Origin of the sequence: Neorhizobium sp. T25_13, from assembly GCF_002968675.1 — a bacterium.
GTDB classification, from domain to species: Bacteria; Pseudomonadota; Alphaproteobacteria; order Rhizobiales; family Rhizobiaceae; genus Neorhizobium; species Neorhizobium tomejilense.
Window position 1 is genome coordinate 102,213 of the sequence record NZ_PVBI01000003.1, and the last position, 23,321, is coordinate 125,533.

The following is a 23,321-nucleotide window of genomic DNA, read 5'->3' on the forward strand; positions in this document are numbered from 1 at the left end:
GCGTGGCATCCACCATTGGCCAGATCGTAGAGCAGACACCGAGTAGCGAACTCCTCTCCCGAGCCCAGGCCCGCGCGACGCTTGTGCCGGACTGCATGGTGGAAGCCAAGCGTATCGCCAACACGGTGATCGCCGGCTGGCATGGCCGCCGCAAGCGCGGCATCGGCGAAAATTTCTGGCAGTTCCGGCCTTATGCCGAGGGTGAAAGCCTGTCTCGCATCGACTGGCGGCGCTCGGCCCGCGACGACCATACCTATGTCCGCGAACGCGAATGGGAAGCCGCCCACACCGTCTGGCTCTGGGCCGACATGTCGCCGTCGATGATGTACAAGTCGACGCTCGCCATTGCCTCGAAGGAAAGCCGGGCGCTGGTGCTGATGCTGGCGCTGGCCGAAATCCTTGCCCGGTCCGGCGAGCGGATCGGCTGCCCCGGCATCATGGAGCCGGTATCGTCCCGCAACGCCGCCGAACGGCTTGCCGCCTCGATCATGCACGCGCCGCTGACCACCGGCCTGCCGGACACCGCGATGATCCGCGGTCACAGCGACATCGTGCTGATCGGCGATTTCCTCGACGACGCCGACCGGGTGATGGAACGCATCACCCCGCTCGGACGCCGCGGGCTGCGCGGCCATGTGGTCGAGATCGCCGATCCGGCAGAGGAGACTTTCCCCTATACCGGCCGCACAGAATTCACCGATCCCGAAACCGGCGAGAAACTCGTCTCCGGCCGCGCCGAGATGATCCGCGAGGATTACCAGCGCGCCTATTTCGCCCGCCGCGATGCGCTGGGTGAATCGCTGCGGCGGCTCGGCTGGAGTTTTGTCTTCCACCGGACCGATCATCTCGCCTCCGAGGCGCTGGTCGCCGTGCATGGTTATCTGTCGGGCTTGCCGGCGCAAAAGCCGGGCGGAGGCAGGTCATGAGCGCGCTCATCTTCGCAAATCCCGCCATTCTCTTCGGCCTGATCGCGCTGCCGGTCATCTGGTGGCTGCTGCGGCTCACCCCGCCGCGCCCGAAGGCGGAAGTCTTCCCGCCGCTCCGGATCCTGGCAACGGTCCTGAAGCGTGAGGAAACGCCCTCGAAGAGCCCGTGGTGGCTGACGCTGCTGCGGATGCTGCTGGCCGCCGCCGTGATCCTGGCGATCGCCGATCCGGTCATGAACCCGCGCGCCAACTCCCTGAATGCCGGCGGCCCGCTGGTTGTCGTCATCGACAATGGCTGGGCGACAGCAGCCGACTGGGAGCGCCGCGTCCAGACCGCCAACCTCCTGATCGATGACGCCGAAAGCGCCGACGTGCCGGTGTCGATCACCTTCACAGCCGATGCCGGCCATGAGGCCGTGCCCGGCACGGCAGCCGCTGCCCGCGACAAGCTGACGGCCGCAAGCCCCAAGCCGCTGGTTCCGGATCGCGCCCGCGCCGCCCAGGCGGTGAGAGAAGCCATGAACGGCGCCCGTCCCGGCACTCTGGCCATCCTTTCGGACGGCATGGCGGCGGCTGGCGACAACGAAGCCATGTCGACGCTCGCAGCCCTCTCACCCGCCGAAATGCGCCTGATCGAAGGCGACGGCCACAGCGCCGTGGCGCTGACAGACGCGGTCAACAACGCCGCCGCCATGTCGGTGACCGCGACGCGCCTCTCGACCGCATCGGCGCAGCAGATGAACGTCAACGCGCTGGACGCCCAAGGGCGCGCGCTCGCCTCCGGCACGCTGCGCTTCGATGCGGGTGCAGCGACTGCCACCGCCGAGATCGCCTCGCCGTTCGAACTGCGCAACGATTTCGCCCGGCTCAACATCGACGGGCTTGCCACGGCCGGCGCGGCACACCTGCTCGACGATGGCTTCAAGCGCCGCCGCATCGCTCTTCTCGCCGGCGAAAGCGGCAGCGATTTCCAGCCGCTCCTGCAGCCGCTCTATTACATCAGCCGCGCGCTCCTGCCCTATGCGGACGTCATCCAGCCGAACACCGCAGATCTTTCGGTCGCCATCCCGCAGATCCTGCAGGGCAATCCGTCCGCCATCATCCTCGCCGACGTCGGCCGCCTGCCCTCCGAATCCTATGCGCCGCTGCAGCGATGGATCGCTCAAGGGGGCACGCTGATCCGCTTTGCCGGTCCGCGCCTTGCCGCCGCCCCCGCCGACGATCCGCTGGTGCCGGTCATCCTGCGCCAGGGCGAACGCGCGCTCGGCGGTGCCATGTCCTGGTCGGAGCCGCAGTCGCTCGCCGATTTCCCGGGCTTCGGCCCCTTCGCCGGCCTGCCGCGCGCCGCCGACATCACGGTCACCCGCCAGGTTCTCGCCGAACCGACGCCGGATCTTGCCGAACGCACCTGGGCAAGCCTTGCCGACGGAACGCCGCTCGTCACCGAAAAGGAAGTCGAGGCCGGCCGCATCGTACTCTTCCACACGAGCGCCGAAGCCACCTGGTCCAACCTGCCGCTGTCGGGCAATTTCGTCGAAATGCTCCGCCGCCTGGTGCAGCTCGCCCGTGCCGGCGGTGCCGCGTCGTCCGGCTCGGGAGCAGAGGGGACCGCGGCGACGCTGGCTCCCTACCGGTTGCTCACCGCCGACGGCGTGCTCACCACCGAAACCGGAACGGCTCGACCGATCGCGATTGCCGCCAACCAGGTGCCGGTCGCGAGTTTCGACCACCCGCCCGGCCTTTACGGCACCGAGGACGGCTTCACCGCCGTCAACCTGCTGGCGCCGAAGACCGTCATTGCCCGCTTCGATCCGACCACGGCCGGCCGGCCGCTGGTGCGCGAAGGCCTCGCTGGCGGCGAAGCCGTATCGCTGCGTCCCGCCCTTTTTGCAGCCGCCCTGGCGATGCTGATCCTCGACAGCCTTGTGGTGCTCTTCATGAACGGCGCCTTCTCCCGCGTGCCTACCCGTCGCCGCACCGCCGGCAGTGCCGCGGCGGTCATCGCCGCCGTCACCTTCGGCCTCCTCGCCTTCGTCCCGAGCCCGTTGCAAGCGCAGGAGATGCCGCCCGGTGCCGGAGCCAAGCCCGGTGACGAGCAGATCCTCGAACGGCTGGATACGACCCACCTCGCCTATGTCGTGACCGGCGAGAGGGACGTCGACAGCATTTCCGAACAGGGTCTCGAAGGTCTCAGCCAATTCCTCACCTACCGCACGACGCTGGAACCCGGCGCCCCGGTCGGTCTCGATATCACCAAGGACGAACTCGCATTCTATCCGATCATCTACTGGCCGATCTCCGCCACGGCACCGATGCCCAGCCAAGCGGCGATCTCCCGGATCGACGCCTACATGCGCAACGGCGGCACGGTGCTCTTCGACACGCGCGACCAGTATTCGTCGCTCGATGGAGGCGGCACTACGCCAAATGGCGAACGGCTGCAGGCGATCCTCGCCAATATCGACATCCCGCCGCTGGAGCCGACGCCGGCCGACCATGTGCTGACCCGTTCGTTCTACCTGCTCACCAATTTCCCTGGCCGCTATACCGGCAGCCCCCTTTGGGTCGAGGCGCGGCAGGAAGCCAAGAACACCGGCGCGCAGCTCTCCTCCAGCGGCGACGGCGTGACGCCGCTGCTGATCACCGGCAACGATTTTGCCGGCGCCTGGGCAGTCGACAGCCAGGGCGGGCCTGTTCTTCCCACCGTCCCCCCGGACGAGATGCAGCGCGAATATGCCTATCGCTCCGGCGTCAACATCATGATGTACATGCTGACCGGCAACTACAAAGCCGACCAGGTGCACGTCCCGGCTCTGCTTGAGCGGCTTGGGCAGTGAGGGAAAACCAGCGTATGACGCGTTCCCCCTCACCCCGCCTCCGCTACGCTCGGCGACCCTCTCCCCAAGGGGAGAGGAGGAACGGCGCCGTCGCGGCAAACTCCCTCTTCTCCCCAGCGGGGAGAAGGTGGTCCGAAGGATCGGATGAGGGGGTAACCGCAATTTCCCCGGCCAATAGAGGGAAATCCTCATGACCATCGAATTCGCGCCCTTCTTCTCCTGGCCGATCCTCGCCGCGCTCGGCGTCTTTGCGCTGATCGTCGCAGGCCTTGCCTTCTGGCGCGGCATCCGCGGCGCTACCCTGCGCACGCTGGCACTCGCCGCCCTGCTCCTGGCGCTCGCCAACCCGACGCTGCTGCAGGAGGACCGCGACCAGCTTTCGACCGTGGTGCCGATCATCGTCGACCGCTCGCAGAGCCAGGATACCGCCCAGCGCAAAGAGCAGACCGACGAGGCACTCGCGAGCCTGCAGGACCGGTTCTCCCGCTACCCGCGCATCGAGACGCGCATTGTCGAGGTCGATGACGACGGCGAATCCGACACGCCGTCGACAAAGCTGTTCACTGCCCTTCGTTCCGCCATTTCCGACGTACCGCCGGCCCGTATCGGCGGTGCGGTCTTCCTGACCGACGGCCAGATCCACGACCTGCCCGGCATCAACCAGGACCTCGGCTTCAACGCCCCCGTCCACGGCCTGATCACCGGCAAGCCCGACGAGTTCGACCGCCGCGTCGAAGTGGTCCGCGCGCCCCGTTTCGGCATCGTCGGCGAGGAACAGGAACTGACGCTGCGGGTCTTCGACGACGGTCGCACCGGCGGCGGCCCGGCACAGGTCACCGTGCGCATGAACGGTCAGCAGACTGCGACGCTGCGCGCCACGCCCGGCCAGGAGACGCCCTTCTCCTTCACCGTTCCGCGCGGCGGCAACAATGTCATGGAATTTTCGGTCGCCGAGCTTCCAGGCGAGGTGACGATCGCCAACAACCGCGCCGTTCACGTCATCGACGGCATCCGCCAGAACCTGCGCGTCCTGCTCGTCTCCGGCGAACCGCATGCCGGCGAGCGCGCCTGGCGCAATCTGTTGAAGTCCGATGCGTCGGTCGACCTCGTCCACTTCACCATCCTGCGCCCGCCGGAAAAACAGGACGGCACGCCGATCAACGAACTGTCGCTGATCGCCTTCCCGACCCGCGAACTGTTCGTCGAGAAGATCAAGGATTTCGACCTGATCATCTTCGACCGCTACAAGCACCGCGGCGTTCTGCCGATCCTCTATTACGACTACATCGCCCAGTACGTGAACAATGGCGGCGCGCTGCTGATCGCTGCCGGCCCCGAACATGCCGGCGAGGATTCGATCGCCTCGACGCCGCTTGAGCAGGTCCTGCCGGCCGCACCGACCGGCGAAGTCCACAGCGCCGCCTTTTATCCGCATCTGTCGCCGGAGGGCGAAAAACACCCCGTGACCCGCGGGCTCGACGGCTCCAATGCCAACCCGCCGGCCTGGGGCCGCTGGTTCCGCACCATCGACGTCGATACGCCGCAGGGCCAGACCGTCATGGAAGGCGACGGCGACCGCCCGCTGCTCGTCCTCAACCGGCAGGGCGAAGGCCGCGTCGCCATGCTGCTCTCCGACCAGGGCTGGCTCTGGGCCCGCGGTTTCGAAGGCGGCGGCCCGCACGTCTCGCTCTATCGCCGCATCGCCCATTGGCTGATGAAGGAACCGGAACTCGAGGAAGAGGCGCTGACCGCCCGCGCCGTCGGCCGCACGCTCGAAGCAACCCGCCAGACGATCGGCGACGATCCAGGCCCCGCGACGATCAAATATCCGTCCGGCCGCACCGAGACCTTGCCTATGACGGCGGCCGGTCCCGGCCAATACCGGCTGGAACGCCGCATGGAAGAGACCGGCCTGTTCGAGGTCACCAACGGCCAGTTTTCGACGCTCGTGCATGTCGGCACCGTGGATGCGCCGGAATTCAAGGCGATGATCTCGACCGAGGCCACGTTGAAACCCTATGCCGACAAGACCCGCGGGCTCGTCACCCGCGTCGCCTCGGGCAACGGCATCTCGCTGCCGGACATATTGCCGGTGCGCGGCGAAGTGCGCGTCAACGATCCCAACCGCATGATCATCCGCCTGACCGACGAGACGGTGCTGCGCGGCATCAACACGCTGCCGCTGTTTGCCGGCTTTGCCGGCCTCTCCGCGCTGCTGTTGGCGGTCGCGGCCATGTGGTGGCGCGAGGGTCGCTAAAGGTATGACGCAGCTCGATATGACCGCCTCGCCTCTGCCGGAGGACCTGGCTGCGATCAGCGAGGGACTGACGGCCTTCAACGAAGCCGATGTCGGCCCGTCGGAACGTCAAGCTCTCGCCATCCTGATCCGCGATATCGATGGAAAGGTTATCGGCGGGCTTTCCGGCTATACGGCCTGGGGCTGGCTCTTCACCCAATGGCTGTTCATCCCGGAAACATTGCGGGGTGAAGGCATGGCCGGCAAGCTGCTGAGCCAGGCCGAACAGGAAGCCCGCGCGCGCGGTTGTCACGGTGCCTGGATCGATACGTTCAGCCCGGTCGCCCGCAAGGCCTATATGCGCCAGGGCTACGAAATCTTCGGGGAACTGCTGGAATTTCCGAAGGGCCGCACCCGCACCTTCCTCAGGAAAGCTCTGTAGGTTATCCGTGCGCTCCGAACATGGAGACGGGAATAGCCGCATGGATATCGACCTGAAAATCATCGAAGGCATGACCGCCGACGAGGAGGATTTCATCCTCGAACGGCTGATGACCCACAATGCAGCGACGTTCGGCCCCACCGACCGCCGCGAGCTGGCGGTGCCGCTGCATGACGACGACGGCAACCTCATCGGCGGGCTGACCGGTTATACCGGCCGCGGCTGGCTCTATGTTTCGATGCTCTACATCCCCGACGAACTGCGCGGCCGCGGCCTTGCCGCCCGCATGCTCGACATGGCCGAAGCCGAAGCCAAAGCTCGCGGCGCGATCGGCGCCTATATCGACACGATGAACCCCGCCGCACTCAAGCTTTATCTGAAGCAGGGTTACACAGAGATTGGCACGCTGAAGGGCCTCGAAGGAGGCCATTCGGTGACGTGGCTGCAAAAACGGTTCCAGCTCAGGCGATAGAGGCCTGCCGCGTTTCCGCATTGATCATCGTCGCGGCAATCGCCGCCAGCACCAGCAGGCCGGCAAAGATGCCGATCGTCAGGCCAAGCCCCTGAACCACGACATAACCGACCAGCGACGGCGCCAGCAGGCCGCCGAGACGCGCCATGGCGCCGGCTGCCCCCATGCCGGTCGCCCGCGACGCGGTCGGATAAAGTTCCGGCGTATAGGCATAGAGCGCACCCCAGGTGCCGAGCAGCGCAAAGCTCATGATCAGCAGCGCGGCCCCGACCAGGAGGGCACTCGGCGCGACGACAAACATCAGGCAGCCTAGCGCCGAGAGCAGGCAGAAGCCGATCAGCGTCGGCTTGCGGCCCCATTTCTCCACGCCATAGGCGGCAAGCGCATACCCCGGAAGCTGCGCCAGCGCGACCAGTACCAGAAAGCCGTAACCGCGCACGAAACCGAAGCCCTCGCCGGCGAGCCTCGCCGGCATCCAGGTAAAGACGCCGTAATAGGAGACCGAGACAAGGAACCAGATCGCCAGGATCATGATGCTGCGCTGGCGCAACTCGCCCGAGAAGATGCCGGTCGCCTTGACCGGCGGCGGCGGGACCAGGCTGGTGCCAGCCCCGAGCTGCGGACGACCGTTGACGACGAGCATCCGGTCGACGATCGCCCTCGCCTCGTCATTGCGGCCCGAGCGCATCAGGTAGAGCGGCGATTCCGGCACCAGGAAACGCAGGCCGATGCCGGCAATCGCCGGAATGGCGGTGACCGCAAAGATATAACGCCAGGCATCAGCGACGCCGGCAAGGCTTGCGGCCCAGGCGGCGAGCGCCACGATCAGCGTCCCGACTGCCCAGAAGCCTTCGAGCAGGACCAGCCAGCGGCCACGGTTCCTGGCAGGCAGGAACTCCGCCATCATTGCATAATCGACCGGCAGCGTACCGCCGACGGCAGCGCCGGTCAGGAAGCGCAGCACAAGCAGGATGGTGAAATCCGGGGCAAAGATGGAGAGCGTGCCGAACAGCGCGTCGCAGGCGACCGTGACGATCAGCACCCGGCGGCGGCCGATCCGGTCGGCAAGCCTTCCGAAACCGAGCGCGCCGAGCAGCATGCCGAAGAAGAAGGCCGTGCCCGTTTGCAGCGCCTGCGGCACGGTCAGCCCGAAAGTTGCCGCGATAGAGGCGGCGGTGAAACCGACCGCCAGCACCTGCATCGCATCGGCCGTCCAGACGAGGCCGAAAACACCCATCAGCCGTCGCTGATAGGTCCCCGCTCCGGCGCGATCGAGCGCCTCGTCCATGGTGATTGCTGTCATGCGCCCGGTCCCCCGCTTCGACGAATCGTGCGGCCGGCTTTCGCCGACCGATCCGTCATCTGCTTAAAGGAAATGGCCTATTCGCGCCAGCCGATGACGCCCTTGAGCCGCGCATGCACGTCGGCTGCGATCGGCACGACCAGCACCCGGCCGGGATCGACAGGTCCCGGGAATTCCAGCGCGCCATAGGCAACTTTCTCGAATCCGAGCGGACCGTAATAAGGCGGGTCGCCGACCAGGATCACCGCTTCGGAACCCTGGCGCCTCGCCGCTTCGATGGCGATCCGCACCAGTTCCCGGCCGATGCCCTGGTTCTTGTGCGACGGCCGCACCGCAAGCGGCCCGAGCAGGTGGCCCTTCACCGAACCCGCATGGACCGGCGTCATCCTGACCGAAGCGATCGTTTCGCCGTCATCGGCACAGACGAAGGAGAGTGTTCGGTCATGCGGCCCCTGCTCGCGGATGCGGGCGGCGGCGCGGGTATGGCGCCCGGGGCCGAAGGCTTCCGCGTTGATGAGTTCGATGACCTCATCATGGGATGCATCTTCCGTGAGATAAACGAGTTCGTGCTTATAGAGGGCGTTGTGCTGAGACATGAAGGACCGAAGCCGTAGATTGAGAGCGGACAGGACAAGGGATCTCGATGACGCCTGTTCAAGCGTCGTGGTCGATGATCAGCGTCGTCGCAGTGTCCGCACTTCGGTCATAGAGGAAAGTATCCTTAAAATCCGGAAAGCGAATTAGCAGGAAAAATTTCCCGCGTCCAACGCAAAAACACACCGTTCATAAAATCCTGCCTCGTATTCGGCAGCCGGTGCCGTATCTATCACCTCAAGGAAAATCCAAGGAGATAACCATGGGCAGGCTCGTCGAAGGAAGATGGCAGGACGTCTGGTACGATACCAAGGAAAACAAGGGCCATTTCAAGCGGGCCGAATCGCAGTTCCGCAACTGGGTGACCGCGGACGGTTCCGCCGGTCCCTCCGGCAGGCAAGGTTTCAAGGCCGAAGCCGGGCGCTACCACCTCTATGTTTCCTATGCCTGTCCCTGGGCGCACCGCACCCTGATCTTCCGCAAGCTGAAAAAGCTCGAGGACCTGGTCTCGGTCTCCGTCGTCGATTACCTGATGCTGGAGAACGGCTGGGAGTTCCGGAAACGCGACGGCGCCACCGGCGACGACCTGTTCGGCTCGGACTATCTCTACCAGGTCTACCTGAAGGCCGATCCAAACTATTCCGGCCGCGTCACCGTGCCCGTCCTCTGGGACAAGCTTGAGAACACCATCGTCTCGAACGAGAGTTCCGAGATCATCCGCATGTTCAACAGCGCCTTCGACGGCCTGACCGGCTCGACAGTGGATTTTTATCCGCAGGCACTGCGCGGCAAGATCGACGAACTGAACGCGCTCGTCTACGACACGGTGAACAACGGCGTCTACAAGGCCGGTTTCGCAACCGCCCAGGACGCCTACGAAGCCGCCGTCACCCGGCTGTTCGAAACCCTCGACATTCTGGAACAGCGCCTGTCAGGCAGCCGCTACCTGTTCGGCGACACTACGACCGAGGCGGACTGGCGCCTGTTCACCACGCTGCTCCGCTTCGATCCGGTCTATGTCGGCCACTTCAAGTGCAACATCCGCCGCATAGCGGACTACCCGAACCTGTCCGGCTATCTCGCTGATCTCTATCAGCAACCCGGCATCGCCGAGACCTGCAACCTGTTCCACATCAAGCACCACTATTATGAGAGCCACAAGACCATCAACCCGACCGGCATCGTCCCCGTCGGCCCGGTGATAGACCTCGACGCACCGCATGGGCGGGAGAAGGTGAAGCGGGTGGCTTGATCGAGACGCATCTGCCCCTCATCCGCCTGCCGGCACCTTCTCCCCGCAAGCGGGGCGAAGGACGCAAGCGGCAAGCTCCCGGTCCCCTTCAAACCAAAGCGTTGCCGATAGGGTGAGACGGTGCGGCATCTGTCCTTCTCCCCGTCAGAACGGGGAGAAGGTGCCCGGCAGGGCGGATGAGGGGCAAACTGGGATCCCTCACCAGTAGTCCGCCCTCTCCACCTCGCCCTTCAACTCCCGCAACCGCCGCAGCGTCGCCGCGGTCGTCTCCTTAGGCAGCGCATCCAGCGCGAAGAATCCGCTCTCGGCAATCTCCCGATCCGGCGCACGCGGAGCCGTCTGCTCCACCGTCACCCGATAGAACAGCACGTGGTCGCGTTTGCTGGCATTGCGATTGTAATAGGCGTGAAAGAGCGAAATCTCCCCGCAGATCTCCAGATTGCCTTCCTCGCGTAGTTCCTTGCGCAGCGCGTCGAGCACCGTCTCTCCGCGTTCGACGCCACCGCCCGGCATGTACCAGCCGGGAACATAGGTATGACGCACGAGGAAGATGCGGCCTTCGCCGTCGAAGCAGGCGGCGCGCACCCCGAGCGTCATGCCGCGCGTCAGCATGAAGACCCGGTGCAGCAGCCAGACGACGATCCGGGTCCGCCCGTTGCGGATTTACGGCATCCCTTCGCCACTCATTCATAACTCCGGGAGCGCCCAGAAAATCGATAACGATTTCTGCACTCATGCGTTATGTGTGCGCCATGTTCAAATTCGCGCATATTTCCGACATCCATCTGGGGCCGCTTCCAAACCTGACGCTTCGCGAGCTTTTCTCGAAGCGGATCACCGGGTTTGTGAACTGGCACCGCAATCGGCGCAAGCACCTTTTCGTCAACACGCTCGACCTGCTTTTGAGCGATTTGAAGACGCGCGAACCGGACCAGCTCGTCATCACCGGCGACCTCGTCAACCTGGCGACCAAGATCGAGACGCGGCTTGCCGGCGAGTGGCTGCGCACCATCGGCGACCCCTATGATACGACTTTCGTGCCCGGCAACCACGACGCCTATGTGCCGGGCGCGCACGACAAGTCGGTCAACGAATGGTATCCGTTCATCAAGAGCGACGACGACCCCGCCGAATGGCCCGAAGACGACCATATCTTTCCGACCCTGCGCTGTCGGGGTCCGATCGCCATCATCGGCTGCTCGACCTCCAATGCCACCCTGCCCTTTTCGGCCTCGGGATATTTCGGCTCGCGCCAAGCCCGCGAGACGGTCAACCTGTTGAAGAAAGCCGGAGACGAAGGCCTCTTCCGGGTGGTGCTGATCCACCATCCGCCAATCCGCGGTGCCGCCTCCTCGCACAAGCGCATGCTCGGCATCCGCCGGTTCGCAGCGGCGATCTCCACCGGTGGCGCGGAACTGGTGCTGCATGGGCATACCCATCTCAACACGCTCTACTGGCTGCGAAGCCATACCGGCAACGTGCCGGTGGTCGGCATCGCGTCGGCGTCCCAGGGACCTGGCGGACACAAGCCGCGCGCCGCCTACAACCTCTTCACGCTCTCCGGCGAGCCCGGTGCCTGGAATCTTCTTTGCGACCGTTATGGCCTCACGGAACGGGGCGACGGCGTTGCGCTCGACAACAGCCGGCTTCTCTACGGTGAGGAGCCAGCGACGATGTCGATTCCGCAAGTCGCGAGAATGTTGTAGAATCAATGGCGCGATTGTTGCGGAATCGCCACAATCCCGTCATAGCTATGAGTTCGTTCCGGTTATTGAAGTAGATCACAGGTAAGCCGCTCCTATACATGACCCAGCCGAGCCCATCGACCGACATCCGGCGCGATCTCGTAGCGCTCCTGCCGCGTCTGCGCCGTTTTGCGCTGACGCTAACGGGAAGTGCGGCCGAGGCCGATGATCTGGTGCGTGGAGCGGCCGGCCGGGCGATCCAGAAAAGCCATCACTGGAAGGGCGAAGGCCGGCTGGAAAGCTGGCTTTTCAGCATGATCCGCAGCACCTTCGTGGACGAGGCCAAGAAGCGCCGTCGCGCCGAGGGCAATGCCGCCGACGACGCGTCCACGGCCGGAAATTCCCGCCCGTCGAAGAAGGACGCCCTCGCTTGCCTGCCGGACGGGCTGGCGAGCGTTTTCCTGCTCGCCGATGTGGAAGGTTTCGCCTATGCGGAGGCGGCCGCCATTCTCGGCATCCAGCCGGATCTCTTTGCCGCCCGCCTTTGCACCGCACGTCTCAGCCTGGCGGCGGCCGCCGCCGAAACGAGCGAGCGGAGAGCATGAGGATGAACATCCCCCAGCCCTCGCCGCTCGAACTGCGGCTTTCCGCCTATATCGATGGCCGGGCCAGCGACGATGACAGGCATGACGTCGAGGAACTGCTGGTCAACGACCCGCAGGCGCGGTCCCTGCACGACGCGCTGAAGCGCGGCGCCGATCTCGGAAGGCGCGCGTTCGACGACATGCTGAAGGAGCCGGTGCCGCTCGATCTGGTGCGCACCATCAAGAATGCGCCGCTGCCGCGCCGGGCCGTACGCCTGCCGCAGGGGCCGCGCCCGACGCTTTCCTTCAAGCCGTCCGGCCTGCAGGCAGTGGCCGCCTGCGCCCTGTTTTTCGTATTCGGCGGCGGCATCGGCTATATGATCGGCAGCAACCCCGCGGTGCCGCAGTTTTCGATGATCTCCATGCCCGGCACCAGCAGCCGCGACTGGCTGGACGATATCATCGCCCATTACCGGCTCTATGCGCGCCAGACCAATCACCTTGCTGAAATCCCAGCCGACAGGCCTGCCGATATCCTCGAATGGCTGACCACCAATACCGGCGTCGGCTTTCGGATCCCCGATCTCAGCGACAGCGGCCTGACCTTCCAGGGCGCCCGCCTGTTTGCCGCCGGCGGCGGGCCGGTCGGCCAGCTTATCTACCGCCGGACCGACGGTGAAGGAGACGGCGACGTGATCGCCATTTCCTTCACCAAGACCCGACCCGAGGGCAACCGCTCGATCGAGGAAATCCGCAACGACACCGGCCTCGTCTCCTGGGTCACGCCGCTGGCCACCTACATGATCGTCGGCCCGTCGTCTGCGGCCGATCTGGATGATATCGCGGCCAAGGCGGCGGGGCTGATCTAGGCTACGACATATGGAAACGCCTGGCTGCCTAAGCGCGCCTTAGATTCAAGCGAGTTATGAGCGGTGAACTGCAGTAAAGTTAAAAGTAATGACAAAACGTGGATGCAGCTGTCAGCGAAAATGGCTGCATTACCGCCGTACAGCCGTCAATAATGTTCAAGATCTATTTTCTCGAAATTGCCCGAAGTATGTTGCTGTAAGTATCATCAAAGCAAGAAATGCAGCGCAAAAAATATACCAAGCGAATGACGCAAAGACGATGATAAAAGCGCCGCCAAGCAAAACCTCACCCGAGCCTCCATATCGTCCTTGCTGCGGATGCCAATATATTGCCAACAAGAAGGCTAAAGAGAAAATTACAATGGAAAAGCTTTCCCTCATGAAATTCTGGAATTTATAACTTCCGCTCTCGACTTGAGTAAAAATAAAAAGATGGCGCACGATCAAAATAGAAAATAAGAACGAAATTGTAAGCACAACGGCCGGAAATGTATATAATGACAAAATCAATCTGCAGCGCAACAACTCTGTCTCAGGTTCAAGTATCAATAATGAGTTGATACTTGAACCGGCAGAACTCAAAAACACATCGCAGAAAGAATGATCAAAGCGGAAAAAACCAATAAAAATACCTAGGATAAAAAAAATGAAAAATGAGCATATGAGTATTTTTCGGAATAAAATTTGTAAATAAAAAAACTCTGGAATATCGAGAATCGAGATTCTTTTGAGATATGACGCTTCATCATCACTCATGGCCATAACCTATTCATAAAATCAGCCGAATAGACGTGATGACAAATTAATTCGCGTACTATGCGTGCTTTGGCTCCCGGCACTCACGTCTGATGCTCCCGCCACACTATGGGCAAATTGCACGTCAGGCGAGCAAAAACAAGTCCAGTTCTAAACTTCCTGCGACAATCAAGAGGCCGCCCAGATAGTCGAGCGGCCCTCCGCAATTTTTACAACCCCGACCTTCCTCAGCGCCCCTCGATCACCCGGTTCGCCGCCGAGACGATCGCTTCGAGCGAGGCCGCGACGATGTTCTTGTTGATGCCGGCGCCGAACAGTTTTCCGTTCGGGTGCTCCATCTCCACATAGGCGATGGCGGACGCGTTGGAGCCGTGCTGCAGCGAATGTTCGGAATAGTCGGCGACCGAAAGTTCTATGCCGAGATAGGTCGACAGCGCGTTGATGAAACCGTCGATCGGTCCCGTGCCCGTGCCTTCGATCCGCTTCGTTTCGCCGCCGTCGGTGATCTCCGCTGCGACGACGCGAACGCCCTTGTGATCGACCCCGGCCGGAAAGGTGTGGTGATCGACGAACTTCAGCCGTCCGCCGGGTTGCTCGACATAGCGTTCGATGAAGCTTTCATAGATGCGCCTGGCGGGAAGCTCCACGCCCTCTTCGTCGGTGATCCGCTGGATCTCCTCGCGGAACTCGACCTGCAGGTTACGCGGCAGGTTCAGGCCGTAATCCTCCGAGAGGATATAGGCGATGCCACCCTTGCCGGACTGCGAGTTGATGCGGATGATCGCCTCGTAGGAACGGCCGACATCGCGCGGGTCGATCGGCAGGTAGGGCACTTCCCAGACTGGGTGATTGGCGACCTTGATGGCCTTCATGCCCTTGTTGATCGCATCCTGGTGCGAGCCGGAAAAGGCCGTATAGACCAGTTCGCCGACATAAGGATGCCGTTCGGGAATGACCATCTGGTTGGAATATTCGTAGACCGCCTTGATCCGCTCGATATCGGAGCAATCCAGTTCCGGATCAACGCCCTGCGTGTACATGTTCAAGGCGAGCGTCACCACGTCGACATTGCCGGTGCGCTCGCCATTGCCGAACAGCGTGCCTTCGACACGGTCGGCACCCGCCATCAGGCCGAGCTCGGTCGCAGCGATACCGGTGCCGCGGTCGTTATGCGGATGCAGCGAGATGATGATGTTTTCGCGGTTGTCGAGATTGCGGCACATCCATTCGATCTGGTCCGCGTAGACGTTCGGGGTCGCCATCTCCACCGTCGAGGGCAGGTTGAGGATCAACTTGTCCTCGGCGGTCGGCCTGATCACCTCGGTGACTGCATTGCAGATTTCCAGCGCCACTTCCAACTCGGTGCCGGTAAAGCTTTCCGGCGAATACTGGAAACGAAAACCCCCATTTGCACCATTGGCGGCCTTGGCTGCCATGTCGGTGATCATCTTGGCCGCGTCCACCGCGATCTGCTTGATACCGGCGACGTCCTTGGCGAACACTACGCGGCGCTGCAGCTCGGAGGTCGAGTTGTAGAAGTGGATGATCGGCTTGTGGGCGCCCTCCAGAGATTCGAAGGTGCGGGTGATCAGCTCAGGCCGGCACTGGACCAGGACCTGCATGGACACGTCTTCCGGCACGCCGCCCTCTTCCACGCACCAGCGAGCGAAGTCGAAATCGGTCTGCGAGGCGGACGGGAAACCGATCTCGATTTCCTTGAAACCCATGTCGAGCAGCATGCGGAACATGCGGGCCTTGCGGTCATGGCCCATCGGGTTGACCAGAGACTGGTTGCCGTCGCGCAGGTCGACCGAACACCAGATCGGCGCCTTGGTGATGGTTTTCGTGGGCCAGGTGCGGTCGGGAATGTTGATGGGCGGGTAAGCGCGGTATTTCATAGCCGCGTCGGGCATCCCGGATTTATGACCGTATTTCGGGGAATGAGTGTTGGCGTCCATTGTCGTCGTCTCTTCTCGCTTCACGCGTCGCTCGGCACCCGTCTGGGGAATTGGCCGTCGTCGATGCGGACCTTTAGCGGTCTTTGGTGGCTCGGTCTTGAATGTTCGTGAGAGGAGCTCTTATGCCGGGCGGGCCTTCGGCCGCCGGGCGCTCCTCAACGGACCCGGCAACCGCGCGTAAGGTCGAGGCTAAGAAGCGAGGAAAGCGCAAATACCATCGTCCCGGCCGCGATGCGGCGGGTAGACGAACGGTCGGACATGATTGCGCCTGTCATGGTCATGGGCGAAGTGTATAACCTCAGAGTGGAAGAGAGGCAAGTGGGCTTTCACTTGCCTTGGCGTCTTGCCTCAAGCCGTTCGGCGATCCAGAGTTTCACCAGCGACTGCCGCGTAACACCAAGACGCTGTGCCTCCTGATCCAGCCCGTTCACGACCCAGGTCGGAAAATCGATATTGACGCGCTTGGGTTCGAGACCCGGGCGTGTGACCTTAGACCAGTCCACATATTCGCTGATGTCCTCGCCATCGTCGAATTTCTTGTCAAACTCTTCAGCGGTTATTGTCTTCATAGGTCTGCTTCTCTTTGTCACGTGCGCGCCTGACCGATATAATTCGCAGCCAGTCTCCTCGCCATGTATAGACCGCGGTCCAATGCTTCTCCGCAATCTTTCCCGTAAGGATATATCGCGACTCCGTATCCGACAGGACCGGAGCGACGGTCCGCCTCTCATCTGCCCACAACGCCTGCGCCTCCACGAAATCGATTCCGTGTTTGTCCCTGTTCGTGGCGCTCTTGTCAGGATCGAATTCGAACTTCATGACCAATATAATATAGAAATTATACCATTTCCAGACATTCAAGCACGCCTGACGAAGCCCTGCAATCCCATCATCACCCCGCCCGCGACGAGCCCCCAGAAAGGCCCGGAAATCCCCGCAAACGAAAGACCCGACGCCGTCACGAGGAAGGTGATCGCGGCGGCCTCCCGCGTTTCCGGGTCGCGATAGGCTGCAAAGGCCGCGTTGGCAAAGGCGCCGATCAGTCCGAGGCCCGCCACCGCCTGCAGCAGGATCGGCGGCGCCAGCGATACGAAGGCGATGATGCCGCCGGCGATCAGGCCGAACACGATGTAACCGAAGCCGGCGACGATCGCCGCCCAGTAGCGTCTGGCGGGATCGGGGTGGGCATCCTCGCTGGCGCACATCGCCGCCGTGATCGCCGCCATGTTGACCGGCACGCCGCCGACCAACCCGCCGAGGATCGAGAATATCCCCGTGCCGACAAACATCACACCCGCCGGCGGCTCGTAGTGATGCACCTTCAGGATCGCCATGCCGGGTATGTTCTGCGAGGCCATGGTGACGATGAACAGCGGCAGCGCCACCGAGATCATCCCATGCAGGGTGAAGACCGGCGTGACGAAGGTGAGGCCCGGATGGATCGCTGCGCCGATCTGCGCCATCGCGTCCGAGGGAAGGTCGACGCCGAAGACCAGCACCAGGATCAGCGCGCCGAGCGACGCCGGCACCGCCCAGAGACGCCATCTCGAAACCACGACCATCCAGGTCAGCACGATCGGCAGGCCGAGCGCCGCATTGAAGGCGACAGCCTTCACCGGCGCGAGGCAAAGACTGAGCAGAATACCGGCCAGCATGGCATTGGCGAGCGGCGCCGGGATCAGCCGGATCGCCCGGCTGAGCGGCCGGAACAGGCCGGAGAGAATGATCAGCACGCCGCAGACCACGAAAGCGCCGACCACGGCCGGAAATCCGCCCTCGATCATGCTGATGCCGGACAGAAGCGCCGCCCCCGGCGTCGACCAGGCGATGCTGATCGGCATCCGGTACAAGCTCGAGAACACGATCGCCAGCAAACCCATCGAAATCGATTGCGCCAGGAGAGCCGAGGCGATTTCCGGCGCGGTCGCACCCATCGCCTGCAACCCCTGCATGATGACCGCAAACGAGCTGATGAACCCGACAAAGGCAGTGAGCAGCCCCATCATCAGGGCTGAAACGGAAAAATCCTTGAACATACCGGCTGGGACTCATGAATTTGAAAGTCCGCAATCGAACATAGGCCCGCCAGCAAAGGCAAGGTGCGTTTGCCGCAAAAGGGTACGGCCGAGATGGAAAGCCATGGCTGCAGCCAGCCATTTATCTTTGCCGGCTGCCGCCCCCGCCTTTATTCGTTCCTGCGAATATTTGCATCTGTTGATAATTTGGAAGGAGTTTGGCGGTAGTCTCCGGACCGTGCGCCCGTTGCTTCCGGTCGGTCCGGCCATGCAGCCCGGATTGCATCAACGCTCCGGGAAACGCAATGACGGCAGTTCACCTTGCGCCAGAGATCCAGATCGGACAGGAAACCGCCTTTTCCCGCGATCAGCTTTATTTCATTCTGTCAGCGCTCCCGGACCCCTGCTTCGTCCTGACCCGTAGCGGCCGTTATGCCGCGCTCTTCGGCGGCAAGGACACCCGCTATTATCACGAGGGCAGCTATCTCGTCGGCAAGAGCCTCTACGACGTCCTCGTCGTCGAGAAGGCGCAACGTTTTGTGCGGGAGATCGAAAAGGCGCTCGCCTCGCGTGCCCTGCATATCATCGAATACAGCCTCTCCGGCAGCGACGTGAAGGGGCTGCAGAACGATGGTCCCGCCCACCCGATCTGGTTCGAGGGACGCTTGCAGGCGCTTGATTTCCAGGTCGACGGCGAGGATGCGATCGTCTGGGTCGCCAGCAACATCACGGAAAAGAATGCCGTCGAGAACCAGCTGCGCCATCAGAGCGAGACCGACGCGCTGACCGGCTTCTTCAACCGCCGCAAGCTAATGGACGTGCTCGCCCTGAAGTTCGAGCTTTTTCGGGACGAGCATATCCCGACATCCGTCTTCATGTTCGACATCGACCACTTCAAGACCGTCAACGACGAGCTTGGACATGCGATGGGCGATGCGGTTCTGAAAGCGATCGCCGGCGTCTGTCGCCTGGAATTGCGCAAGACCGACTTTCTCGCCCGCCTCGGCGGCGACGAATTCGTCGTGGTCATGCCCGCCACCCGGCAGGAGCATGGCATCGTCATCGCCAACCGGCTGCGCCAGCGCGTCGCCACCGAGGTCCGGGAGGCGCTTGGCCATCACGCCACGATCAGCGGCGGCTTGAGCGAATTTCTGCCGGCCGATGCCTCCTCCGAGGACATTCTGAAACGCGCCGACGACGGCCTCTACCGTTCCAAGCGTGCCGGCCGGAACCTTATCAGCCCCGCATAGGAACGGCCGAAATCCCCTCCGATACAAAGCAGAATACCGTGCTTCGGCGACACGCGCGGATTGGCAAGCGCCATTCCCGAAATATCACGACATACTCCATCGGTAGATCATCACTTTAGGCATGTTGTTGAAGATCGGTATCCTCGGCAAATTGCGACCATCTTTGGCGGAGCATGAGATGACTTGCTTTTCCTGCGGTGGGCAGACTGCCCCGTGGACGTATATGCCGCTCGACCCGTTAAAGGGCGCCGAAAACACCCATAAAGACTTCGTGGTCTGCACGGAATGCGGGCTCGGTGCCGTCAGCCCCATGCCCAGCTCGGAAGAAATTCCGTCTTTTTATGATACCGCCCGGTATTACACCCACGGGCAGGGTCATCTCGTGGAGGTCAATCAGACCCTCCTCGACAGGGCGCTGCTCCATGCCGCCTGGCGCCTCGACAAGGGCCAGTCGCTCGATCCCGAGCGTATCGCCAAGGATCTGCCGCCGGGCGCCTCGATCTGCGACCTCGGCTGCGGCGGCGGTGATCTCCTCAGCCGTTTCAAGGCGCTCGGCTTCAACGTCCTCGGCGTCGAGCCGGATGCAGCGGCAAGAGCCGAGGCGGCCAAGGCTGGCATCACGGTGCTTGCGGGCACCTGCGAGGAGCTTCCGGCCGATCTCAAAGGACAGAGCTGCGATCTCGTGATCATGCGCCATGTGCTGGAACATTGCCGCGACCCGATCCTGGCGCTCCAGAAGGCCTTCTTCCTGACGCGTCCGGGTGGGATACTGTTCTGCGAAGTGCCCAACTGCGCGGCCACTCATTTCAAAAGCCTCGGCGTCTGCTCGGCCATGTTCGACGCGCCGCGTCATCTCTACTTCTTCACGCCCGCCTGTCTTCGCAAGGTGATCGGCCTCGGCGGCTTCACCTTCTCCAGCTTCCAATACATGGGTTATACCCGCCACCACCATGCGAGCTGGCGGCAATGGGAGGCCTCGATCTACGACCGGACCCGCGAATATACCGCCCATCCTTCAGGCCGCCGGCATACGGTGCTGCGGTCGATCCAGCTTCTTCTTTCAACGGCCTTTGCCTCCGACGAGAAGAAATACGATTCCGTCGCCGTCTACGGGCGCCGGCCGGGCGCGCCGGAGCACACGCCGGTATAGAACTCTCATACGCCGATGCGGCAAGCCTTTTTCCCACCCTGTCGGTCTTTGGATCGGAGCTATCCGCGCCAAATCTAACTGACGCGAGGATAAATTAGACAATCTTAAATTTTGTCGGCCACAGTGGGGGACACCATCGGAAATCCCAATGACCTCGCTGCCCTTCATCTCGAAATCGAAATCGTCTGGTCTTCAGTTCTTCGGCCTCGGCTATTTCTTCCCGGCCATCCTTGCTGTCGCCGGCCTGCTGGTCGGTGTCGTCCGCGCCGATGTCGAGAAACGCGAACAATATCACGTGGCACAGCAGGTCAAGGCAGCCGAGCAACTCGCCCGGGTCGCTGCAAGCCTTGAGACCAACATCCACGGCAACGTCAACCTTATCTACGGGCTGGTGGCCGCCATTGCCGCCAACCCGAATATCAACCAGCCGCAATTCACGGCGCTTTCGGAGCGGATTTTCGACGTTCCGTCGCAGCTGCGCAACGTCGTCGCCGCCAAGGATCTGGTCGTCGGCCTGGTCTACCCCGAAGAGGCGAACAAGAAGGCCCTCGGCCTCGACTACCGCACCAACGAGCTCCAGCGGGATGCCGTGATGAGAGCCGTCGAGCGGCGGACGCTCGTCATTACGGGGCCGGTCAATCTGGTGCAGGGCGGCCAAGGGCTGATTGCCCGCTATCCGGTCTTCTCGCTTGCCAACGGCCGGTTCTGGGGTGTCGTTTCGGCGGTCATCGACCTCGACAGGCTCTACGCGGACAGCAACGTCAATACCCAGCGTCAAGCACTGGACATTACAATCTCGCAGCGGCCCATCCCCGCCGAGCGCGACATTTTCCTTGGAAAGGGCGCCATATTTTCGCAGGACCCCGTCAAGTCGAGGATCGAGCTTGGTTACGACACCTGGTATCTCGCCGCAGTCCCGAAAGGCGGATGGCAGAGCTCGCCGCCGGACATGTTCAGCTTCCGGATCACCGCCCTTCTGATCGCCTTCTGCATCGCCGCCCCGCTCTTCTGGGCCGGGTTGTTGATGAAACAGCGCCACGGCAACATCCTCACTCTGCAGCAGCGCGAGGAACAGCTGGAAACGCTGTCACAGCGCCTCGAACTGGCACTTCAGGCCTCGGGCGTCGGCGTCTGGGAATATGAACCTTCGACCGACACGCTGATCTGGGACCAGCGCATGCGCGAACTCTACGACGCGCCGCCGGACAGCGATGTCCTCGAATACGTGGACTGGCGCGATGCGCTGCATCCCGACGACCTGGAAGCCGCCGAAGCCTACTTCCGCAAGGCGCTCATGGATGAAACGAGTTACCGTACCGAGTTCCGTGTCGTCTCCCACAGCGGCGAGATCCGCCACATCCGTGCGCACGGAGCCACCTACCGGACCGCGGGAGGCGTCAAGCGGGTGGTCGGCGCCAACTGGGACGTCACCAGGGACGTCACGCTGCATTCCGAACTGCGGCTGGCGCAGACGAAGGCCGAATTGCAGAACGACGAATTGCGTTCGGCAAGGCGCACGCTCGAACACCAGTCGTTGCACGACGCCCTAACGGGCCTGCCAAACCGGCGCTTCCTCGACCAGTTCATGACCGCCGGAGAAAACCAGGCTGCGGGTCACCGGCTGGCATTCATCCACATCGATCTCGACCGCTTCAAGGAAGTCAACGACACGCTTGGCCATGCGGCGGGCGACGCGGTCCTGAAAGTGGCCACGTCCCGCCTGCTCGAACTGATCGACCACGACGAGTTCGCCTCCCGCATCGGCGGTGACGAATTCGTCGTCGTGACCGGCGGGACGGAGCCGCAGCGCCGGGCGGAATACCTCGCCCAGTCGATCGTCAACACCCTTGCCCGCCCCATCGATATCGGCGGGCATGAATGTCGCATCGGCTGCAGCGCCGGCATCGCCTGCCAGTCCGTAGCCGGCGAGGAACTGAGCCAACTGCTGATCAACGCCGATATCGCGCTCTATGAAGCCAAGAAGCGCGGCCGCAACCGCGTCGAGGTTTTCTCGAAGGAACTGCGCTCGGCGGTCGTGCAGCGCAAGCGCATGTCCGACGAGTTCCTGAGCGCGCTCGAAGGCGACCAGATCATCCCCTTTTTCCAGCCCCAGTTCGATGCGCATTCGCTCGACATAGTCGGCGTCGAGGCGCTGGCCCGCTGGCAGCATCCCAAACGCGGCCTGCTGGCGCCGGACAGTTTCCTGGCGATCGCCGAGAGCCTGCACCGGTCAGCCGATATCGATGCGATCATTCTCGAAAAGGCGCTCTTCCAATCGGTGAGATGGAGCGCGCTTGGCCTCGATATCCCGCATCTTTCCGTCAACATCTCGGCGCAGCGCCTGAAGGACGAAAGGCTGTTCAAACGACTGGCCGAACTGCCGATCGCGCCCGGGACCCTGTCGTTCGAACTTCTCGAATCGATCTCCTTCGAGGATCAGGACAAGGAACTGAGGTCCGCCATTCTCGACCTCAAGGCGCTCGGGATCGATATCGAAATCGACGATTTCGGCACCGGCCATGCCTCGATCGTCAGCCTTCTCGAACTCGGGCCCAAGCGGCTGAAGATCGACCGCAAGCTGATTGCACCGCTCGAAGCCGCCGGCTCGCAGCGCCGGCTGGTCGCCTCGATCATCGAGATCGGCCGCTCCCAGGGCATCGAGATCGTCGCCGAAGGGGTGGAGACGGCAGCGCATGTGGACATCCTGCGCAGCCTCGGCTGCCAGACCCTGCAGGGATACGTCTTCGCAAAACCGATGCCGGCCAACGAGTTCATCGCTTTCGCGACGGACTGGCGGGCAGGCAACCATACGTGGTTCGCGCCATCGCTAGCGCTGGTCGACTGAGCGAACTGCCTCCGGAAAAAAACCGAACCTCGCAAAACAGAGCGACCGGCTCGACCGCCGGATCGGCCTTTGAAACCTTCTGAAAGCTAATGTTATTGGTCAACCATTCGTCAAACCGGTAAGTTTGTGACAAACAGATGACACGGT

General features: G+C 62.8%; 20 protein-coding genes. 12 read left to right on the forward strand and 8 right to left on the reverse strand.

What is annotated here, in order from left to right:
* The first annotated feature begins 2 nt into the window (after nucleotides 1–2).
* The 5 genes from C5J22_RS07475 to C5J22_RS07500 all read left to right on the forward strand — a co-directional run bounded on the left by C5J22_RS07475 (nucleotide 3) and on the right by C5J22_RS07500 (nucleotide 6,913).
* Nucleotides 3–926 (forward strand): DUF58 domain-containing protein, encoded by a 924-nt coding sequence (locus tag C5J22_RS07475; RefSeq protein ID WP_105426932.1) that lies wholly within the window; start codon nucleotides 3–5, stop codon nucleotides 924–926.
* On the forward strand, nucleotides 923–3,763 hold the full coding sequence (locus tag C5J22_RS07480; RefSeq protein WP_105437749.1) for a DUF4159 domain-containing protein: 2,841 nt from the start codon (nucleotides 923–925) through the stop codon (nucleotides 3,761–3,763). The genes C5J22_RS07475 and C5J22_RS07480 overlap by 4 nt, the downstream gene beginning before the upstream one ends.
* A 190-nt stretch (nucleotides 3,764–3,953) precedes the next feature.
* Nucleotides 3,954–6,020, forward strand: a complete 2,067-nt coding sequence (locus tag C5J22_RS07490) for a hypothetical protein (protein WP_105437751.1) — start codon at nucleotides 3,954–3,956, stop codon at nucleotides 6,018–6,020.
* A gap of 4 nt (nucleotides 6,021–6,024) precedes the next feature.
* The gene (locus C5J22_RS07495) at nucleotides 6,025–6,441 is read left to right on the forward strand and encodes a GNAT family N-acetyltransferase (RefSeq protein WP_105437752.1); all 417 of its coding nucleotides are present in this window, start codon (nucleotides 6,025–6,027) and stop codon (nucleotides 6,439–6,441) included.
* 40 nt (nucleotides 6,442–6,481) lie between these two features.
* The gene (locus C5J22_RS07500; RefSeq protein ID WP_105437753.1) at nucleotides 6,482–6,913 is read left to right on the forward strand and encodes a GNAT family N-acetyltransferase; all 432 of its coding nucleotides are present in this window, start codon (nucleotides 6,482–6,484) and stop codon (nucleotides 6,911–6,913) included.
* Here the strand turns inward: C5J22_RS07500 and C5J22_RS07505 are convergent.
* Together C5J22_RS07505 and C5J22_RS07510 are read right to left on the reverse strand one after the other, a co-directional pair.
* A complete protein-coding gene (locus tag C5J22_RS07505) occupies nucleotides 6,903–8,216 on the reverse strand; it encodes an MFS transporter (protein ID WP_105437754.1) in 1,314 nt (437 codons plus the stop codon). The genes C5J22_RS07500 and C5J22_RS07505 overlap by 11 nt on opposite strands.
* Nucleotides 8,217–8,293: 77 nt before the next feature.
* On the reverse strand, nucleotides 8,294–8,812 hold the full coding sequence (locus C5J22_RS07510; protein ID WP_105415084.1) for a GNAT family N-acetyltransferase: 519 nt from the start codon (nucleotides 8,810–8,812) through the stop codon (nucleotides 8,294–8,296).
* Nucleotides 8,813–9,072: 260 nt separating this feature from the next.
* On the opposite strand from C5J22_RS07510, the gene C5J22_RS07515 reads away from it, so the two are divergent.
* A complete protein-coding gene (locus C5J22_RS07515; RefSeq protein WP_105437755.1) occupies nucleotides 9,073–10,062 on the forward strand; it encodes a glutathione S-transferase family protein in 990 nt (329 codons plus the stop codon).
* 198 nt (nucleotides 10,063–10,260) lie between these two features.
* On the opposite strand, the gene C5J22_RS07520 is transcribed toward C5J22_RS07515, so the two are convergent.
* A complete protein-coding gene (locus tag C5J22_RS07520; protein ID WP_105437756.1) occupies nucleotides 10,261–10,674 on the reverse strand; it encodes an NUDIX domain-containing protein in 414 nt (137 codons plus the stop codon).
* Nucleotides 10,675–10,814: 140 nt separating this feature from the next.
* Between C5J22_RS07520 and C5J22_RS07525 the strand changes: the two genes are divergently transcribed.
* The 3 genes from C5J22_RS07525 (at nucleotide 10,815) to C5J22_RS07535 (ending at nucleotide 13,200) form a co-directional block, all read left to right on the forward strand.
* Nucleotides 10,815–11,768, forward strand: a complete 954-nt coding sequence (locus C5J22_RS07525) for a metallophosphoesterase (protein ID WP_105415078.1) — start codon at nucleotides 10,815–10,817, stop codon at nucleotides 11,766–11,768.
* 98 nt (nucleotides 11,769–11,866) lie between these two features.
* A complete protein-coding gene (locus tag C5J22_RS07530; RefSeq protein WP_105437757.1) occupies nucleotides 11,867–12,352 on the forward strand; it encodes an RNA polymerase sigma factor in 486 nt (161 codons plus the stop codon).
* 2 nt (nucleotides 12,353–12,354) lie between these two features.
* Nucleotides 12,355–13,200: an anti-sigma factor gene (locus C5J22_RS07535; protein ID WP_105437758.1), complete on the forward strand. Its 846-nt coding sequence runs from the start codon at nucleotides 12,355–12,357 to the stop codon at nucleotides 13,198–13,200.
* Between the two features lie 156 nt (nucleotides 13,201–13,356).
* On the opposite strand, the gene C5J22_RS07540 is transcribed toward C5J22_RS07535, so the two are convergent.
* The 5 genes from C5J22_RS07540 to C5J22_RS07560 all read right to left on the reverse strand — a co-directional run bounded on the left by C5J22_RS07540 (nucleotide 13,357) and on the right by C5J22_RS07560 (nucleotide 17,950).
* Nucleotides 13,357–13,956: a hypothetical protein gene (locus C5J22_RS07540; RefSeq protein ID WP_172746560.1), complete on the reverse strand. Its 600-nt coding sequence runs from the start codon at nucleotides 13,954–13,956 to the stop codon at nucleotides 13,357–13,359.
* Nucleotides 13,957–14,183: 227 nt separating this feature from the next.
* Nucleotides 14,184–15,914: a 2-isopropylmalate synthase gene (leuA, locus tag C5J22_RS07545; protein WP_105437760.1), complete on the reverse strand. Its 1,731-nt coding sequence runs from the start codon at nucleotides 15,912–15,914 to the stop codon at nucleotides 14,184–14,186.
* Between the two features lie 326 nt (nucleotides 15,915–16,240).
* Complete coding sequence (brnA, locus tag C5J22_RS07550) at nucleotides 16,241–16,483, reverse strand: type II toxin-antitoxin system BrnA family antitoxin (protein ID WP_205837164.1); 243 nt, start codon at nucleotides 16,481–16,483, stop codon at nucleotides 16,241–16,243.
* Entirely contained in the window at nucleotides 16,464–16,733 is a 270-nt protein-coding gene (locus C5J22_RS07555) for a BrnT family toxin (protein ID WP_105426918.1), read from the reverse strand. The genes brnA and C5J22_RS07555 overlap by 20 nt, the downstream gene beginning before the upstream one ends.
* Before the next feature lie 38 nt (nucleotides 16,734–16,771).
* Nucleotides 16,772–17,950, reverse strand: coding sequence for a benzoate/H(+) symporter BenE family transporter (locus C5J22_RS07560; protein WP_105437761.1), 1,179 nt, complete (start codon nucleotides 17,948–17,950; stop codon nucleotides 16,772–16,774).
* A 284-nt stretch (nucleotides 17,951–18,234) separates the two neighbouring features.
* Here C5J22_RS07560 and C5J22_RS07565 point away from each other — a divergent pair, with 284 nt between their 5' ends.
* From C5J22_RS07565 to C5J22_RS07575, 3 genes are all read left to right on the forward strand, one after another.
* Entirely contained in the window at nucleotides 18,235–19,179 is a 945-nt protein-coding gene (locus C5J22_RS07565; RefSeq protein WP_105437762.1) for a sensor domain-containing diguanylate cyclase, read from the forward strand.
* Between the two features lie 178 nt (nucleotides 19,180–19,357).
* Complete coding sequence (locus C5J22_RS07570) at nucleotides 19,358–20,329, forward strand: class I SAM-dependent methyltransferase (RefSeq protein WP_172746561.1); 972 nt, start codon at nucleotides 19,358–19,360, stop codon at nucleotides 20,327–20,329.
* A 148-nt stretch (nucleotides 20,330–20,477) separates the two neighbouring features.
* Nucleotides 20,478–23,174: an EAL domain-containing protein gene (locus tag C5J22_RS07575; protein ID WP_105437764.1), complete on the forward strand. Its 2,697-nt coding sequence runs from the start codon at nucleotides 20,478–20,480 to the stop codon at nucleotides 23,172–23,174.
* Nucleotides 23,175–23,321: the final 147 nt, after the last annotated feature.

Coding starts and splice junctions, on each gene's coding strand:
- C5J22_RS07480 (WP_105437749.1), top strand. CDS start 923: ATGAGCGCGCTCATCTTCGCAAATCCCGCCATTCTCTTCGGCCTGATC.
- C5J22_RS07490 (WP_105437751.1), top strand. CDS start 3,954: ATGACCATCGAATTCGCGCCCTTCTTCTCCTGGCCGATCCTCGCCGCG.
- C5J22_RS07495 (WP_105437752.1), top strand. CDS start 6,025: ATGACGCAGCTCGATATGACCGCCTCGCCTCTGCCGGAGGACCTGGCT.
- C5J22_RS07500 (WP_105437753.1), top strand. CDS start 6,482: ATGGATATCGACCTGAAAATCATCGAAGGCATGACCGCCGACGAGGAG.
- C5J22_RS07505 (WP_105437754.1), bottom strand. CDS start 8,216: ATGACAGCAATCACCATGGACGAGGCGCTCGATCGCGCCGGAGCGGGG.
- C5J22_RS07510 (WP_105415084.1), bottom strand. CDS start 8,812: ATGTCTCAGCACAACGCCCTCTATAAGCACGAACTCGTTTATCTCACG.
- C5J22_RS07515 (WP_105437755.1), top strand. CDS start 9,073: ATGGGCAGGCTCGTCGAAGGAAGATGGCAGGACGTCTGGTACGATACC.
- C5J22_RS07520 (WP_105437756.1), bottom strand. CDS start 10,674: ATGCTGACGCGCGGCATGACGCTCGGGGTGCGCGCCGCCTGCTTCGAC.
- C5J22_RS07525 (WP_105415078.1), top strand. CDS start 10,815: ATGTTCAAATTCGCGCATATTTCCGACATCCATCTGGGGCCGCTTCCA.
- C5J22_RS07530 (WP_105437757.1), top strand. CDS start 11,867: ATGACCCAGCCGAGCCCATCGACCGACATCCGGCGCGATCTCGTAGCG.
- C5J22_RS07535 (WP_105437758.1), top strand. CDS start 12,355: ATGAACATCCCCCAGCCCTCGCCGCTCGAACTGCGGCTTTCCGCCTAT.
- C5J22_RS07540 (WP_172746560.1), bottom strand. CDS start 13,956: ATGAGTGATGATGAAGCGTCATATCTCAAAAGAATCTCGATTCTCGAT.
- leuA (WP_105437760.1), bottom strand. CDS start 15,914: ATGGACGCCAACACTCATTCCCCGAAATACGGTCATAAATCCGGGATG.
- brnA (WP_205837164.1), bottom strand. CDS start 16,483: ATGAAGACAATAACCGCTGAAGAGTTTGACAAGAAATTCGACGATGGC.
- C5J22_RS07555 (WP_105426918.1), bottom strand. CDS start 16,733: ATGAAGTTCGAATTCGATCCTGACAAGAGCGCCACGAACAGGGACAAA.
- C5J22_RS07560 (WP_105437761.1), bottom strand. CDS start 17,950: ATGTTCAAGGATTTTTCCGTTTCAGCCCTGATGATGGGGCTGCTCACT.
- C5J22_RS07565 (WP_105437762.1), top strand. CDS start 18,235: ATGACGGCAGTTCACCTTGCGCCAGAGATCCAGATCGGACAGGAAACC.
- C5J22_RS07570 (WP_172746561.1), top strand. CDS start 19,358: ATGACTTGCTTTTCCTGCGGTGGGCAGACTGCCCCGTGGACGTATATG.
- C5J22_RS07575 (WP_105437764.1), top strand. CDS start 20,478: ATGACCTCGCTGCCCTTCATCTCGAAATCGAAATCGTCTGGTCTTCAG.